This window comes from Pseudomonas sp. TE36184 (assembly GCF_054060055.1).
On sequence record NZ_JBSSCU010000001.1, the window covers coordinates 3,039,191 to 3,053,447 of the forward strand.

Below are 14,257 nucleotides of genomic sequence, written 5' to 3' on the forward strand. Positions count from 1 at the left end.
ATGCTGCAATTCGAAAACGTTTCCACTTTCTACGGAAAGATCCAGGCCCTGCACAGCGTCAACGTCGAAGTGCGCCAGGGTGAGATCGTCACGCTGATCGGCGCCAACGGTGCCGGCAAGTCGACCTTGCTGATGACCTTGTGCGGTTCGCCGCAGGCCCACAGCGGCAGCATCCGCTACATGGGTGAAGAGCTGGTGGGCCAGCAGTCGTCGCACATCATGCGTAAAAGCATTGCCGTGGTGCCGGAAGGCCGACGGGTGTTTTCGCGCCTGACCGTCGAAGAGAACCTGGCCATGGGCGGGTTCTTCACCGACAAGGGCGACTACCAGGAGCAAATGGACAAGGTGCTGCACCTGTTCCCCAGGCTCAAGGAACGCTTCAGCCAGCGCGGCGGCACCATGTCCGGCGGCGAGCAGCAAATGCTCGCCATCGGTCGCGCGCTGATGAGCAAACCCAAGCTGTTGCTGCTCGACGAACCTTCCCTGGGCCTGGCGCCGATCATCATCCAGCAGATCTTCGACATCATCGAACAGCTGCGCAAGGACGGTGTGACGGTGTTCCTGGTCGAACAGAACGCCAACCAGGCGCTGAAAATCGCCGACCGTGCCTATGTGCTGGAAAACGGCCGGGTGGTGATGCAGGGCACGGGTGAACAGTTGCTGACCGATCCGAAGGTGCGTGAGGCGTACCTCGGCGGTTAACACCCGGTTGCTAAATGTGGGAGGGGGTTGGCCCCCGATGGCGCCATGTCAGGCACAGAACATGTGACTGATATACCGTCATCGGGGGCAAGCCCCCTCCCACATTTGTTTCGGGTGATCCCTGAAATTTTTTTCAAACGGCTTGTAACGAATTCCAGCGTCCAGCCTCTAGTGGTACAAGCAGGCAATCATGCCCGCCGACTCATTCCACTGCTGGAGATACACCATGACCGTTAAACACCGTTCACTGTCCGCTGCTTCCCTCGTCCTCGCCCTGAGTTCCGCCCTGAGCCTGTCCGCCTTGAGCACCAGCGCCCACGCGGCCGACGACATGCAGAAATGCTTCGGCGTCGCCGAAGCCGGCAAGAACGATTGCGCCGCCGGCGCCGGCACTTCCTGCGCCGGCACGTCCAAAACCAAGGATCAGGCCAACGCCTGGAAACTGGTCCCGGCCGGCACCTGCACCCAAACCCCAAGCACCACCTCGTCGACTGGCTTCGGCCAGGAAGCGGCCTTTACCGCCAAGTCCTGAAGCAGCCCGCAGCCTGAGTACTGATGATGACGCTTTCGTTCCTGCAAACGCCCTCAACGGCTCAGGTGCCCGGCCTCCCCCTGCGGGCCGGGCTGGGGCTGAAAAACGAGCACTTCACCGAAGTGCTCGACACCTACCCCGATATCGGTTTTTTTGAAGTGCATGCCGAAAACTACATGGTGGCCGGCGGCCCGTTTCATCACTACCTGGGTTTGATTCGCGCGCAGTACCCGCTGTCGCTGCACGGCGTGGGCCTGTCCATCGGCGGCGAAAACCCGCTGAACCGTGAGCACCTGGCACGGCTGGCGACACTGATCGAGCGCTATCAACCCCAGGCCTTTTCCGAGCACCTGGCCTGGTCGACCCACGGCCCGGTGTTTTTCAACGACTTGCTGCCCCTGGCCTACGATGTCGCCGCCCTCAATCGAGTGTGCGAACACGTTGATCAGGTTCAGAGCACCCTCAAGCGGCCAATGCTGCTGGAGAACCCGTCGACCTACCTGCAGTTCCAGCGCTCGACCCTCGACGAAACGGACTTCATCGGCGAAATCATCCGCCGCACCGGCTGCGGCCTGCTGCTGGACGTGAATAACGTCTATGTGTCGTGCATCAATCATCAGCGCGATCCGTTGACCTACATCGACGCGCTGCCCTTGCACGCCGTGGCTGAGATTCATCTGGCAGGCTTTGCCGAAGACACCGACAGCCTGGGCGAGCGCCTGCTGATCGATGATCACGGCGCGCCCATCGATAACGCCGTCTGGCAGTTGTACGAACACGTGCTCGCGCGTACCGGCCCGGTGGCCACGCTGATCGAAAGGGATAACCAGGTACCGGCCTTCAGCGTGCTGCTGGCCGAGGCACAGCAGGCCGAACGGCACTTGTCGCGGGGCCGCCCATGAGCCTTCTCGAAGACTTTGCCGCCGCCCTGCTGGCGCCGGACCAAGCCTGCCCGGCCGGCCTGTTCAGCAGCAACGGCGCCGACCCGGCCAGCCGTTTTGCGGTGTATCGCAACAATGTCCACGGCTCGTTGATCAACGCGCTGGCGACCGCTTACCCGGTGACGTTGCAACTGGTGGGCGATGAGTTTTTCCGCGCCATGGCCGGCTGCTACGTACAGGCATGCCCGCCCGGCAGCCCATTGATCAGCGAATACGGCGCGACATTTTCCGGTTTTATCCAGGGCTTTGAACCGGCCGCGAGCGTGCCTTACCTGGCGGATGTAGCACGCCTGGAACGCTTGCGGGTCCGTGCCTATCACGCGGCGGATGCCCTCGCGCTGGAACCGCAGGCTGTTCTGCAGCAACTGCAAACGCACACCGAGCTGGGCACATTGCACCTGCAACTGCACCCATCCGTGGCCACGCTGGACTCGCGCTACGCCGTCGTCGCGGTGTGGGCGGCGCACCAGACCGAGGGCGCGATTGCCACGTTGAATCCCTGGCATGCCCAGGGCGCCCTCGTGTTGCGCCGGGGCCTGGAGGTCAAGGTGTTCGCCATCGACAGCGGCTCGGTGGCGTTTATCGACAGCCTGAACCAGGGCGCGGTGCTGGAGAAGGCGCTCGCGCACGCACTCGAGGCCTCAGCCGAGTTCGACCTGCACCAATGCCTGGCGCTGCTGATCAACCAAGCCGCCATCACTCATCTGTCTCTGGAACACAAGGTATCGCCATGAACCCTCGATCAACGTGCCTGATCAACCGGGCCATCCAGCTTTTCGAAAAAATCCCCTACAGCTTGATCGCCTTTCTCGCACGCTTCTCCATCGCGGCGGTGTTCTGGAAGTCCGGGCAAACCAAAGTCGAAGGCTTTGCCATCGACTTGATCAGCGGCACCTTCCAACTGGGCGAGCCGCGCCTCGCCGCCTCGACGCTGCCGCTGTTTCGCAGCGAATACAAGCTGCCCTGGCTGTCGCCGGAAGTGGCCGCGCACATGGCGGCATTTGCCGAACACTTCTTCCCGGTGCTGATCCTGCTGGGCTTGGCCACACGCTTCTCGGCCCTGGCGTTGATCGGGATGACCCTGACCATTCAACTGTTCGTGTACCCCGATGCCTACCCGACCCACGGCACCTGGCTGGCCGTCCTACTGCTGTTAGTGGCCAAAGGCCCGGGTCGCCTCTCCGTCGACCACCTGATCGCCCGCCGCTATCGCTAGAGTCGGTCGAGGGCTTCACCGCTGCGCTTGAACCAGTCCACCAGGTAGTCGGCCAACACCTGGGTGCGTCGCGGCAAGCCGCCCTGATAGGGATGCACCAGGTACATCGGCAGGCTCCGCGTCTGATAATCCCGCAGCAGCCAGCGCAATCGGCCGTCAGCCAGTTCCGCCGGTAAAACGTAGGAAGGCAGCCGCGCAATACCAGCGCCCACCAGGGCGGCCTTTTTCAACAGGTTGTAGTGATTGGAGGCGAAGGTCCCGCTCACCCGCACGCGTAGCAGCTCGTGCTGCTGGTGGTACAGCCACTCTTCGCGGCCGCTGTAGTGGCTGTTCAGCAGGCAGGTGTGGGACGCCAGATCGGCTGGGGTCAGCGGTTCGCCGTGCTGCTCCAGGTAGGCCGGGCTGGCACAGGTCATCTCGTGCCAGGCCAACAACGGCTTGGCCACCAGGCGCTGATTTTCGATGGCGCCCGAGCGTACCCCCAGGTCGAAGCCATCCCGCGCCAGGTCGCGGTAGCTGTTGTTCAGCTCCAGTTCGATCTGCACCTGCGGGTAGTGCTCGGAAAACTCCAGCAACAAGCCGTCGAAGAAGGTTTCGCCCAACGACACCGGAACCGTCATACGCACCGGCCCGGCCAAGTCGTCCTTGAGCCGGGCCAGTGCCTGACGTGCCCGTTCGACCTGCGCCACCAACGCCTGCGCCTGGGGCAACAACGCAGCGCCGGCCGCGGTCAGGCTGAGCTTGCGCGTGGTGCGATGCAGCAACACCACCGAGTACCCCGCCTCCAGCTGGCTGATGCGCTTGGACAGTTGCCCTTTGCTGCAACCCAGTTGCTCAGCCGCCACGGTGAAACTGCCGGCCTCGATCAGTACGGCAAACGCCGCCAGGTCATCCATCTCGCTCATGGATTGTTTCCATTTGAAAACCAAAGGTTGCCTATTAGCGCGTTTATCCACTTGAAAAGCCACACTAGACTGACCCCTCACTTACCCACTGGAGAAACAGCACGATGAAAATCCTATTGATTGGTGCCAGCGGCACCGTGGGCTCGGCGGTCAAGGCGGAACTGGCGCAGCGTCACGAGGTGATCAGCATTGGTCGCAGCAGCGGCGACTTCCAGGTGGATATCAGCGACAGCGCCTCGATCCGTCGGTTGTTCGAGCAGACCGGCCGGTTCGATGCCTTGGTCTGCGCCGCCGGCAGTGTGAATTTCGTCGCGCTGGGTGAGATGAGCGAAACCGATTTCGAACTGGGCCTGCGCGACAAACTGATGGGCCAGGTCAACCTGCTGCTGATCGGCCGCGAGTACGCCAACGACGGCGCCTCGTTCACCTTTACCAGCGGCATCCTCAACCGCGACCCGATTCGCACCGGCGCCTCGGCGGCACTGGTCAATGGCGCACTGGATGCATTTGTGAAAGCCGCGGCAATCGAATTGCCACGGGGCCTGCGCGTCAATTCCGTAAGCCCGACAGTGCTGCTGGAAGCCATGGACAGCTATGCACCGTACTTTCGCGGGTACAAACCGGCTGCGGGCGCCGATGTGGCGCTGGCCTACGCGAAAAGCGTCGAGGGCTTGCAGACCGGCCAAACCTTTATCGTAGGTTGAACGCCAAAGCTGTAAGAAATGCCTGAAGCTGGCGCGTGGGCTTGTGATGCACCGCCAGCCTGCGTAACGTGGCGGCACTTGTCAGGAGACCCGATAATGCGTGCCGCCCGTACCCTCATGCTGTTTGCCTTGCTCCCCTTGTTCACCGCCTGCCAGTTGTTCGAAAGCGAGCCGGCCAAACCGTCCACTGCCGGGCTGACCCGCATGCAGGGCGAGCTCACGGCAGTCGCCGGCAAGCTGTTGTTCCAACCGTGCCACGACCAGCGCAACTACGTGGTCAAGGACACCGGCGGCACCAGCATCCTGCAGGAAGCCGCGTCCCTGGCCGGCCAGCAAGGCGCACTGTTTGCCGACCTGCGCGGCAAGTTCTCCGGCGTCGCTGCCGGCACCCAGGGCGAAGTGGAGCTGCAACAGCTGTACCGCGTCGAGCGCTCGACCTCGGCCTGCGATGATCCCGACTTCAAGCGCATGATCCTGCGTGCCAACGGCCACAAGCCGGCCTGGGCGCTGAACGTCACCGCCAAGGGCATGGTGCTGGAGCGCGAAGGCCAGCCACCGCTGCCGGTTCCCTATGTCGAGGAACAACTGGGTGACGGTCGTTTCAACCTGATGACCGAAGCCAATAACCAGCACATCGAACTGTGGGTGGCCCCCCAGCGCTGTGTCGACAGTGCCAGCGGCAGCCTGCAACACATGACCGCCGAGTTGCGGGTCAACGGTCAAGTCCAGCGTGGCTGCGCGGCTTTCGGCGGTTCGCGCGACGATTGATGCGGGCCCGCGCTGTTTTAACATGACGGGAACCTGCCGTTGGGGCTTATAATCGCCGGTTTGCAAAACCGCCGGCCCCACCAAACGCCGCACACCGGACCCTGTCATGTTACGAATCACCGAACTCAAGCTGCCCATCGACCATCCCGAAGAAGACCTGCGGCCCGCCATCGTGCAGCGCCTGGGCATCGCCAGTGATGACCTGCTCGATTTCACCCTGTTCAAGCGCAGCTACGACGCCCGCAAGAAATCGTCGGAGCTGTGCTTCATCTACACCGTCGACGTGAACGTGAAGGGTGAAGCCGCCCTGCTGCTCAAGTTTGCCGACGACCGCAACATCAACCCGGCGCCGGACGTCAGCTACAAGGTGGTGGGCCAGGCGCCCGCGGATCTGGTTGAACGTCCGATCGTCGTCGGTTTTGGCCCGTGCGGGATTTTCGCCGGGCTGCTCCTGGCGCAGATGGGCTTCAAACCGATCATCCTCGAGCGCGGCAAGGAAGTGCGCCAGCGCACCAAGGACACCTGGGGCCTGTGGCGCAAAAGCGTGCTCAACCCGGAGTCCAACGTGCAGTTCGGTGAGGGCGGCGCCGGGACCTTTTCCGATGGCAAGCTCTACAGCCAGATCAAAGACCCGAAATTCCACGGGCGCAAAGTGCTGCACGAGTTCGTCAAGGCCGGCGCGCCGGAAGAAATCCTCTACGTCAGCAAGCCGCACATCGGTACGTTCCGCCTGACCGGCGTGGTGGAAAACATGCGCGAGCAAATCATCGCCCTGGGCGGTGAAGTGCGCTTCGAGCAACGGGTGACCGACGTATTGATCGAAGACGGTCAACTGAACGGCGTGGTCATCGACGGCGGCGAGCAGATCCTCTCCAAGCACGTGATCCTCGCCCTCGGCCACAGCGCCCGCGACACCTTCCGTATGCTCCACGGCCGTGGCGTGTACATGGAAGCCAAGCCGTTTTCCGTGGGTTTCCGTATCGAACACCCACAGTCGCTGATCGACGCCGCGCGCCTGGGCAAATACGCCGGGCATCCGAAACTCGGCGCGGCCGACTACAAACTGGTACACCACGCCAAGAATGGCCGTTCGGTCTACAGCTTCTGCATGTGCCCCGGCGGCACCGTGGTGGCCGCGACGTCCGAGCCGCATCGCGTGGTGACCAACGGCATGAGCCAGTACTCGCGCAACGAGCGCAACGCCAACTCCGGCATCGTCGTCGGCATCACGCCTGAGGTCGATTACCCGGGCGGCCCGCTGGCCGGCATCGAGCTGCAGGAGCGCCTGGAATCCCACGCCTACATCCTCGGCGGCAGCAATTACGAAGCCCCGGCGCAACTGGTCGGCGATTTCATCGCCGGCAAGCCGTCCACGGCCATCGGCAGCGTGGAACCGTCCTACAAACCTGGGGTGTCCATGGGCGATCTGGCCCTGGCACTGCCGGACTTCGCCATCGAAGCGATCCGTGAAGCCTTGCCGGCGTTCGAGAAGCAGATCAAGGGCTACTCGTTGCACGATGCCGTCTTGACCGGGATCGAAACGCGCACCTCATCGCCGTTGCGGATTACCCGTAACGAATCGATGCAGAGCCTGAACGTCAAAGGCCTGTTCCCGGCCGGCGAAGGCGCGGGTTATGCCGGTGGGATTCTGTCGGCGGGAGTCGACGGCATTCGGATTGCCGAGGCGTTGGCGCGGGATATGTTGGGTATCGAGGCCTGAAAACAGCGCCGTCCAAAGGTGGGAGCGCGGCCGCTCCCACATTGGTTTTTGTAGCGTGTCAGATATTCGCGCGCAGGATGTCGTCGGGCAGTGGCTCACCGCGCTCGACGCTGGCCGCCACCGCGGCTATCAAGCCCTGCAGTTCATACCCCTGCCCCGCCAGCCACGCCTGATCGTAATAGGTAGTGGCATACCGCTCGCCCCCGTCACACAAGATCGCCACGATCGACCCCGACTCCCCCGCCGCTTTCATCTGCTGCGCCGCCATCAGCGCACCGATCAGGTTGGTCCCGCTGGAGCCGCCGACCCGCCGACCCAACCGCTCGGCTAGGTAATGCATGGCCGCCAGCGACAGCGCGTCCGGCACCTTGACCATCGCATCGATGACCTTGGGCAAAAACGACGCTTCGACCCGCGGTCGGCCAATACCTTCAATCCGCGAGCCGCACTCCAGGCGCAAGCCGGCATCGCCGCTCAGGTAGTAGTCAAAGAACACCGAGCGCTCGGCATCGGCACACAACACGCGGGTGCAATGCTGGCGATAACGCACATAGCGTCCCAGGGTCGCAGTGGTGCCGCCCGTGCCGGGGCTGGAAATCAACCAGCTCGGCTCCGGATGACGCTCGAAGCGCATCTGCTGGAAGATCGACTCGGCGATATTGTTGTTCGCCCGCCAGTCGGTGGCGCGTTCGGCGTAGGTGAACTGGTCCATGAAGTGACCACCGCTTTCCTGCGCCAGGCGTTCGGATTCGGCGTAGATCTGCGTCGGATCTTGTACCAGATGGCTCTTGCCGCCATAGAAGCCGATCTGGGCGATCTTTTCCTGGGAGGTGGTGGCCGGCATCACGGCGATAAACGGCAGGCCGAGCAAGCGCGCGAAGTAGGCTTCGGAGATCGCCGTCGAACCGCTGGAGGCTTCGATCACCGGCGCTCCCGGCTTCAGCCAGCCATTGCACAGCGCATACAGGAACAGCGAGCGCGCCAGCCGGTGTTTGAGGCTGCCGGTGGGGTGGCTGGACTCATCCTTGAAGTACAACTCGATACCCGGTAAGCCGGGCAGCGCCAAAGGGATCAGGTGGGTGTCGGCGCTGCGCTGGAAGTCTGCTTCAATGATACGAATGGCTTCGCGGGCCCAGGGACGGTGGTCGCTCATGAGAGGATCTCTAAGGATTTCAGTCTCAATCTTAGGATGTTTCCTACACCACACACAGATACAGTAACGACTCAATCGGACACACAATTGCTAGGCTCCGCCCCAACTCCGAGCGCGCCCCCTTCTTATAACAAATAAGAATATAACTTTTGTTTTAACAACTAACGGTACGGGTTAGGGTACGCATCTATTGAATCTGGATTGGAGAGCACCCCTTGGCTCTGCGTAGCACGTTCACCCGTTTCTTCCAGCTGGAAGCCGCCAGCGGTCTGTTGTTGATCGCCGCAGCCGCGTTGGCGCTGATCGTCAACAACTCACCGTTGTCGCACCTCTACAGCGCGTTCCTCGACGTGCCCGTGGTAGCGCAGATTGGCGCGCTGAAGATCGCCAAGCCCGCGTTGTTGTGGATCAACGATGGCCTGATGGCCCTGTTCTTTCTGCTGATTGGCCTGGAGGTCAAGCGCGAGCTGCTCGACGGCCACCTGTCCAAGCCTTCGCAAGTCGTCCTGCCAGGCGCCGCGGCGATCGGCGGCATGGTCGTGCCGGCATTGATCTACTGGGCAATCAACAAGGATTACCCGGCGGCGCTTTCCGGCTGGGCGATCCCCATGGCCACCGATATCGCCTTCGCATTGGGCGTCCTGGCGCTGCTCGGCAAGCGCGTGCCGGTGTCGCTGAAACTGTTCCTGATGACCCTGGCCATCATTGATGACCTGGGCGCGATCATCGTGATCGCCGTGTTCTATTCCAGCGACCTGTCCGGCGCCGCCCTGGCGGGCGCGGGCGCCTGCTTGATCGCCTTGATTGCCATGAACCGCCTGGGCGTGATCAAGCTCGGGCCGTACCTGATCATCGGCCTGATCCTGTGGGTCTGCGTACTGAAAAGCGGCGTGCATGCCACCTTGGCCGGCGTGACGCTAGCGTTCTGCATCCCGATGCGTACCAAAAACGCCGAACCCTCGCCGCTGTTGACGCTCGAACATGCCCTGCATCCATGGGTGGCCTATGGCATCCTGCCGCTGTTCGCGTTCGCCAACGCCGGCGTGTCCCTGAGCGGGGTCAGCCTCGAGAGCTTCACCCACCACGTACCGCTGGGCATCGCCCTCGGCCTGCTGATCGGCAAGACCATCGGCGTGTTCGGCCTGACCTGGCTCGCCATCAAGACCGGCCTCGCCGCGCTGCCCAGCGGCGCCAGCTGGGGCCAGGTGTTCGGCGTGGCGATCCTGTGTGGGATCGGCTTCACCATGAGTCTGTTTGTCGGCTCCCTGGCGTTCGTGCCGGGCGCCAGCGAGTTTGCCGGGGAAGATCGAATGGGGATTCTGACCGGGTCGATACTCGCGGCGTGTATCGGTTATGCAGTGACGGCGATGGCGAGTCGCAAGAAAGCCTGACTCGCACAAAACACCGCGCACAAAAAACCCCAGCCGGTCACCCGGCTGGGGTTTTTCTTTGCTCGCGGCTTAACGCTTAGCGAGTCACGCGGCTGGTACCATCAACGGTCATGATGCGAACGCGATCACCAATGCGGAAGATTTCATTTTCCTGCACGGCCTGCACGTAGGCGCGCATGCTGCCGTCGTCTTCGCGAACGGTGATTTCCACGCCCTGGGTGCGGGTCAGGCCTTCTTCGGTGGCCGAACCCAACAGGCCGCCGGCGACGGCGCCGATCACGGCGGTCACGATACTGCCACGGCCGCCACCGATGGCGCTGCCGCCCACGCCGCCAATGACGGCACCGGCCGCGCCGCCGATTGGGGTCTTGGTACCCTCGATTTTCACCGGACGCAGGGATTCAATGGTCCCCATGCGAACGGTCTGCACGCGACGCGCTTCGTCACGGGAGTATGAGTCGCCGGTCAGACTCGAGGCGCAGCCACCCAACAACAACGACAGGGTAGTAAAGCAGGCAACTAGTAAAACGGACTTACGCATAGCATCAACTCCAAAGGACAGGTGTTCATTAGACGCGGCCGCTTGACGCCTGTCACGGCAAGCTCCGCAGAAAATTGCTTTCATTCAGCCCTAGTACAGAGTGCCAGCACCAAAACAGACGACAAACGGTAGCTCTCATCTCGTAAACAGGACGCTCATGGATTATTTCATCATTATAGTCACGACCGTAGCCGGCTTGTATTTCCATGGCTGGTTATACCTGCGCATCCGCCGCTGGATCGACCGCGACCTGGCGCTCTCCCTGGCGGGCAACGACCTGCACAAGCGGGCCTTCATGCTGCAACAACTGGAAAAAGCCCGAACCCTGAAGATCAACCGCCGCGAGCTGCCGGACTGGTTGAAAAACGCGGCGCAGCAGTACACGCCCGAGGCCTCTTGAACAGAGGCTTCGGGGTGACGGGCAACAGTCAGAAAGGGTGACGCAAGACGACGATCAGGGCGCCAGGCGCTCACGGGTCCAGTCGGCCCCGTGCAAGCGGTAGTTCAGCCGGTCATGCAGGCGGCTGGCGCGGCCTTGCCAGAACTCGATGCGCTCGGGCAACAAGCGATAGCCGCCCCAGTGCTCGGGGCAGTGCGGCTGAGTGTCGCTGAACCGCTGTTCGGTGACCTTGAGCAAGTCGTGCAACTCTTCGCGGTCACGGATCACCTTGCTCTGCGGGGAAGCCCAGGCGCCCAGGCGGCTGCCCAAGGGGCGCACCTGGAAATAGGCATCCGACTCTTCCGGCGTGACCTTGACCACCCGACCCTCGATGCGTACCTGACGCTCCAAGGTCGGCCAGAAAAAGGTCATGGCCGCGAAGGGCCGCGCCGCAAGCTGATCGCCCTTGGCACTCTCATAGTTGGTGAAGAAGGTAAAGCCCTGCGCATCCAGGCCCTTGAGCAGCAGGATGCGACAGTGCGGGCGACCGTCCTCGTCGACCGTGGCCAGGGTCATGGCATTGGCCTCCACCGGCGGCTGCTCGGTTTTCACCGCATCGCCGAACCACTGATGGAACAAGGCAAACGGCTCGCTCGGGGCCTGGGCCTCGCTCAAACCATCCCGTGTGTAGTCACGGCGCATATCAGCCAATGCCTGGGTCATGCGACTTTATCCTTCTGGTTCAGCGGATCAGTTTTTTGCCTGGTCGTTCGCAGCCGGTGCAGCGGCCTTGGCTTTGGCCGCTGCGGGTTTCTTGGCAGCTGCCTTGGCCGGGGCCTTTTTCGCGGCTGGCTTGGCGGCGGATTTCTTCGCGCCAGCCTTTTTCGCCGGGGCTTTTGCGACCGGTGCCGGCGCGGGAACGTCCTGCACGGCAACCATTTCAGCCACAGGCAGGGTCTTGCCCGAGTTGTACTTGCTCAGCAAGGCCAACATAGTTGTACGCTGAGTAAACATAATTTCCATGCGACGGTTCAGCGCACGGCCTTGGGTGCTGTCGTTGGCAGCACGCGGCATCATGTCGCCCATGCCACGCAGCATCAGACGGTCTTGCTTGAGGCCGCTGAGGCTGAAAATCGATGCGATGGATTGCGCGCGTTCTTTGGTCAGCGCCTGGCTCGCCGGGGCCGCGCCGGTGGCATCAACGTGACCGAGGACCAGTACGGCGGTCTTCGGGTCGGCTTCAACAGCCTTGGCCACGCGAGTGAACGGGCCCAGGGTGACCGGCAGCAACATCGCCGGGCGTTTCGGGTTGTAGGAACCGTCTACCGGGGCAATCACCACCAGTACGTTGTCGCGACGTTCCAGTTGCAGGTTGCTGTCCTTGATCGCGGCGCGCAGGCGCGGCTCATAGTCGTCCAGCCAGGCCTGGGTGATTTTCGGGTCGGGCATCGGCACGTTGGTCACATCGACCTTGGCCAATGGCTTAGGCTTGGACGTGCTTTCGAACGGCCACCACCAGTGAGTCTCGGAGTCGGTCTTGGCCACGGCGGGGGCGGCAGGAGCAGCGGCTGGCGCCGGGGTGGCGGCCTTGAGGTCGGCCTTCAGGTCAGCCTTGGCATCGGCGGCCTTTTCGTCGGCGCTCTTGGAGGAGAACGGCCACCAGCTGGAGCCGGTATCCGCTTTGGCCACCGGGGCTGGCGCAGGAGCGGCGGCTACCGGTGCGGCAGGCTTGGCGCCAGCTGCGGCAGCTACCGGTGCAGCCGGCTTGGCGCTGGCAGCAGCCGCTACCGGTGCGGCAGGTTTGGCGCCCGCGGCGGGTTTGGCGTCCGGTTTGGCGTCGGTTTGGCTCACTGCGTCCTTGGTAGCAGCCTTGTCAGATCCAAATGACCACCAATGCCCGCCGTCGGCATCATTTTGTGGTGTTTGTGCGCAGCCAGTAATAGATAGGCACAGCGCCAGTGCCAAGGACTTGTTCGATAACATGAGATATCCACAAAATGAGAAAAAACCGAGGGTCTGAATGACCCGTTAAACAGACGCTTCCAGAACATTAAAGTTACAATATTTTGCTCAGCGTCTTCTTATACTTGCATTTGTAACAAAAAAACGTGAAACAGCAAGGGGTTTACAGACAACCGGCCAATATTCTGACCAACTTCTGTGCACGTGGGTCCATAAGTACGTAGGGCCCCAGCGTATTAGTCACAAAACCGAACGCTACATCATGTTCGGGGTCGGCAAACCCCAGCGAACCGCCCGCACCAGGATGTCCAAATGCACGCGGGCCAAGGCCGAAGGTCGCGTTCGGCAATTGCGGTTGATCCAACATGCAGCCCAGGCCGAAACGGGTTTGGGTCAATAAGGTTTTATCGGGCCCGATACTGTGTTCACGGGTCAATTGTTCGAGCATGTCGCTTTCCAGCAAACTACCGTCCAATAAACCACTATAAAAACCCGCCAGGCTACGCGCATTACCGTGACCGTTTGCCGCTGGCTGCTGCATACGCCGCCATTCGGGTTTATTAGTGCTGGTCAGAATAGACGGCGGATTGGCAAATGCCCGCGTCGTCATGGCCGTGGGTTCACGCATCATTACTTGCAGTAAACGTTGCGCGGCTTCATCGCCCATGTTGCCTTTGCCACGCGCTACATGGGCCACGCGATAAAATTCTTCGTCCGCCAGGCCCACATGAAAATCCAGCCCCAACGGGCGTGCAACCCGCGCCACGATGGACTCGCCCGGCCCACGCCCGTCGGCACGGCGCAGCAATTCCCCGACCAGCCAGCCATAGGTGATCGCCTCGTAGCCATGGCCTTGGCCCGGCGTCCACCACGGCGCTTCGGCGGCCAAGGTGTCGACCATCAACGACCAGTCGTACAGCGCTTCGGTGGGCAGCATCTCGCGGATCGCCGGCAACCCGGCCTGGTGGCAGAGCAACTGGCGCAAGGTGATCGCTTCTTTACCGGCCGCAGCAAATGCCGGCCAGTAGTTGGCCACTGGCGCATCCAGTTGCAGCTTGCCTTCGGCCACCAATTGCAGGGCCGCAACGGCGGTGAAAGTCTTGGTGCAGGAGAACAGGTTGACGATGGTGTCGCTGTGCCAGGCCTGTGCCCCGTCCTTGTCGGCGGTGCCGGCCCACAGGTCGACCACGGTTTCCCCGCCGATCTGGATGCACAGCGCCGCACCACGTTCCTGCGGGTCATCGAACAACGTGGCGAACGCTTCACGTACCGCTTCGAACTGGAGTTCGTAATGCCCCTGAACCTGCACCTAAGCCCCCTCGGAAAACGCTGTAAAAAGTGGC

At 62.3% G+C, this 14,257-nt stretch carries 16 protein-coding genes; 10 read left to right on the forward strand and 6 right to left on the reverse strand.

All coding sequences use genetic code 11. The annotated features are described in order from the left end of the window. The 5 genes from ACVWZP_RS13595 (at position 1) to ACVWZP_RS13615 (ending at position 3,391) form a co-directional block, all read left to right on the forward strand. Positions 1-702: an ABC transporter ATP-binding protein gene (locus ACVWZP_RS13595; protein WP_017844798.1), complete on the forward strand. Its 702-nt coding sequence runs from the start codon at positions 1-3 to the stop codon at positions 700-702. A 226-nt stretch (positions 703-928) separates the two neighbouring features. Beyond that, complete coding sequence (gene bufA1 / locus ACVWZP_RS13600) at positions 929-1,234, forward strand: BufA1 family periplasmic bufferin-type metallophore (RefSeq protein WP_017844797.1); 306 nt, start codon at positions 929-931, stop codon at positions 1,232-1,234. Positions 1,235-1,257: 23 nt separating this feature from the next. Beyond that, entirely contained in the window at positions 1,258-2,136 is an 879-nt protein-coding gene (gene bufB, locus ACVWZP_RS13605) for an MNIO family bufferin maturase (protein WP_457369852.1), read from the forward strand. Next, positions 2,133-2,909, forward strand: coding sequence for an HvfC/BufC N-terminal domain-containing protein (locus ACVWZP_RS13610; protein WP_256823044.1), 777 nt, complete (start codon positions 2,133-2,135; stop codon positions 2,907-2,909). The genes bufB and ACVWZP_RS13610 overlap by 4 nt, the downstream gene beginning before the upstream one ends. Then, a complete protein-coding gene (locus tag ACVWZP_RS13615; protein WP_046384439.1) occupies positions 2,906-3,391 on the forward strand; it encodes a DoxX family protein in 486 nt (161 codons plus the stop codon). Before ACVWZP_RS13610 ends, ACVWZP_RS13615 begins: the two co-directional genes overlap by 4 nt. Here the strand turns inward: ACVWZP_RS13615 and ACVWZP_RS13620 are convergent. Further along, complete coding sequence (locus ACVWZP_RS13620) at positions 3,388-4,296, reverse strand: LysR family transcriptional regulator (RefSeq protein ID WP_017844793.1); 909 nt, start codon at positions 4,294-4,296, stop codon at positions 3,388-3,390. The genes ACVWZP_RS13615 and ACVWZP_RS13620 overlap by 4 nt on opposite strands. Before the next feature lie 104 nt (positions 4,297-4,400). Here ACVWZP_RS13620 and ACVWZP_RS13625 point away from each other — a divergent pair, with 104 nt between their 5' ends. The 3 genes from ACVWZP_RS13625 (at position 4,401) to ACVWZP_RS13635 (ending at position 7,488) form a co-directional block, all read left to right on the forward strand. Further along, positions 4,401-5,000, forward strand: coding sequence for a short chain dehydrogenase (locus tag ACVWZP_RS13625; protein WP_256823043.1), 600 nt, complete (start codon positions 4,401-4,403; stop codon positions 4,998-5,000). 96 nt (positions 5,001-5,096) lie between these two features. Then, entirely contained in the window at positions 5,097-5,768 is a 672-nt protein-coding gene (locus tag ACVWZP_RS13630) for a COG3650 family protein (RefSeq protein WP_017844791.1), read from the forward strand. Positions 5,769-5,874: 106 nt separating this feature from the next. Beyond that, the gene (locus ACVWZP_RS13635) at positions 5,875-7,488 is read left to right on the forward strand and encodes an NAD(P)/FAD-dependent oxidoreductase (RefSeq protein WP_046384441.1); all 1,614 of its coding nucleotides are present in this window, start codon (positions 5,875-5,877) and stop codon (positions 7,486-7,488) included. A gap of 58 nt (positions 7,489-7,546) precedes the next feature. Here ACVWZP_RS13635 and ACVWZP_RS13640 read toward each other — a convergent pair whose 3' ends face one another. Next, entirely contained in the window at positions 7,547-8,641 is a 1,095-nt protein-coding gene (locus ACVWZP_RS13640; protein ID WP_057004730.1) for a PLP-dependent cysteine synthase family protein, read from the reverse strand. A 215-nt stretch (positions 8,642-8,856) separates the two neighbouring features. Between ACVWZP_RS13640 and nhaA the strand changes: the two genes are divergently transcribed. After that, complete coding sequence (nhaA, locus tag ACVWZP_RS13645) at positions 8,857-10,032, forward strand: Na+/H+ antiporter NhaA (protein WP_057004729.1); 1,176 nt, start codon at positions 8,857-8,859, stop codon at positions 10,030-10,032. A 76-nt stretch (positions 10,033-10,108) separates the two neighbouring features. Here the strand turns inward: nhaA and ACVWZP_RS13650 are convergent, their stop codons facing one another. Then, the gene (locus ACVWZP_RS13650; RefSeq protein WP_003189251.1) at positions 10,109-10,573 is read right to left on the reverse strand and encodes an outer membrane lipoprotein; all 465 of its coding nucleotides are present in this window, start codon (positions 10,571-10,573) and stop codon (positions 10,109-10,111) included. Between the two features lie 157 nt (positions 10,574-10,730). Here ACVWZP_RS13650 and ACVWZP_RS13655 point away from each other — a divergent pair, with 157 nt between their 5' ends. Beyond that, positions 10,731-10,973, forward strand: a complete 243-nt coding sequence (locus ACVWZP_RS13655) for a hypothetical protein (protein WP_017844787.1) — start codon at positions 10,731-10,733, stop codon at positions 10,971-10,973. Between the two features lie 54 nt (positions 10,974-11,027). Here ACVWZP_RS13655 and pdxH read toward each other — a convergent pair whose 3' ends face one another. From pdxH to ACVWZP_RS13670, 3 genes are all read right to left on the reverse strand, one after another. Then, positions 11,028-11,675 (reverse strand): pyridoxamine 5'-phosphate oxidase, encoded by a 648-nt coding sequence (pdxH, locus tag ACVWZP_RS13660; RefSeq protein WP_046384443.1) that lies wholly within the window; start codon positions 11,673-11,675, stop codon positions 11,028-11,030. Between the two features lie 27 nt (positions 11,676-11,702). After that, positions 11,703-12,935 (reverse strand): OmpA family protein, encoded by a 1,233-nt coding sequence (locus ACVWZP_RS13665; RefSeq protein ID WP_457369853.1) that lies wholly within the window; start codon positions 12,933-12,935, stop codon positions 11,703-11,705. A gap of 142 nt (positions 12,936-13,077) precedes the next feature. Then, positions 13,078-14,223 carry an EstA family serine hydrolase gene (locus ACVWZP_RS13670; protein WP_017844784.1) on the reverse strand — a complete coding sequence of 382 codons (1,146 nt, stop codon included), beginning with the start codon at positions 14,221-14,223 and terminating at the stop codon, positions 13,078-13,080. Between the last annotated feature and the right edge of the window lie 34 nt (positions 14,224-14,257).

Bases quoted from the DNA above. Each gene is read 5' to 3' on its own strand.
- ACVWZP_RS13595 (WP_017844798.1), top strand. From the start codon at position 1: ATGCTGCAATTCGAAAACGTTTCCACTTTCTACGGAAAGATCCAGGCC.
- bufA1 (WP_017844797.1), top strand. From the start codon at position 929: ATGACCGTTAAACACCGTTCACTGTCCGCTGCTTCCCTCGTCCTCGCC.
- bufB (WP_457369852.1), top strand. From the start codon at position 1,258: ATGATGACGCTTTCGTTCCTGCAAACGCCCTCAACGGCTCAGGTGCCC.
- ACVWZP_RS13610 (WP_256823044.1), top strand. From the start codon at position 2,133: ATGAGCCTTCTCGAAGACTTTGCCGCCGCCCTGCTGGCGCCGGACCAA.
- ACVWZP_RS13615 (WP_046384439.1), top strand. From the start codon at position 2,906: ATGAACCCTCGATCAACGTGCCTGATCAACCGGGCCATCCAGCTTTTC.
- ACVWZP_RS13620 (WP_017844793.1), bottom strand. From the start codon at position 4,296: ATGAGCGAGATGGATGACCTGGCGGCGTTTGCCGTACTGATCGAGGCC.
- ACVWZP_RS13625 (WP_256823043.1), top strand. From the start codon at position 4,401: ATGAAAATCCTATTGATTGGTGCCAGCGGCACCGTGGGCTCGGCGGTC.
- ACVWZP_RS13630 (WP_017844791.1), top strand. From the start codon at position 5,097: ATGCGTGCCGCCCGTACCCTCATGCTGTTTGCCTTGCTCCCCTTGTTC.
- ACVWZP_RS13635 (WP_046384441.1), top strand. From the start codon at position 5,875: ATGTTACGAATCACCGAACTCAAGCTGCCCATCGACCATCCCGAAGAA.
- ACVWZP_RS13640 (WP_057004730.1), bottom strand. From the start codon at position 8,641: ATGAGCGACCACCGTCCCTGGGCCCGCGAAGCCATTCGTATCATTGAA.
- ACVWZP_RS13650 (WP_003189251.1), bottom strand. From the start codon at position 10,573: ATGCGTAAGTCCGTTTTACTAGTTGCCTGCTTTACTACCCTGTCGTTG.
- ACVWZP_RS13655 (WP_017844787.1), top strand. From the start codon at position 10,731: ATGGATTATTTCATCATTATAGTCACGACCGTAGCCGGCTTGTATTTC.
- pdxH (WP_046384443.1), bottom strand. From the start codon at position 11,675: ATGACCCAGGCATTGGCTGATATGCGCCGTGACTACACACGGGATGGT.
- ACVWZP_RS13665 (WP_457369853.1), bottom strand. From the start codon at position 12,935: ATGTTATCGAACAAGTCCTTGGCACTGGCGCTGTGCCTATCTATTACT.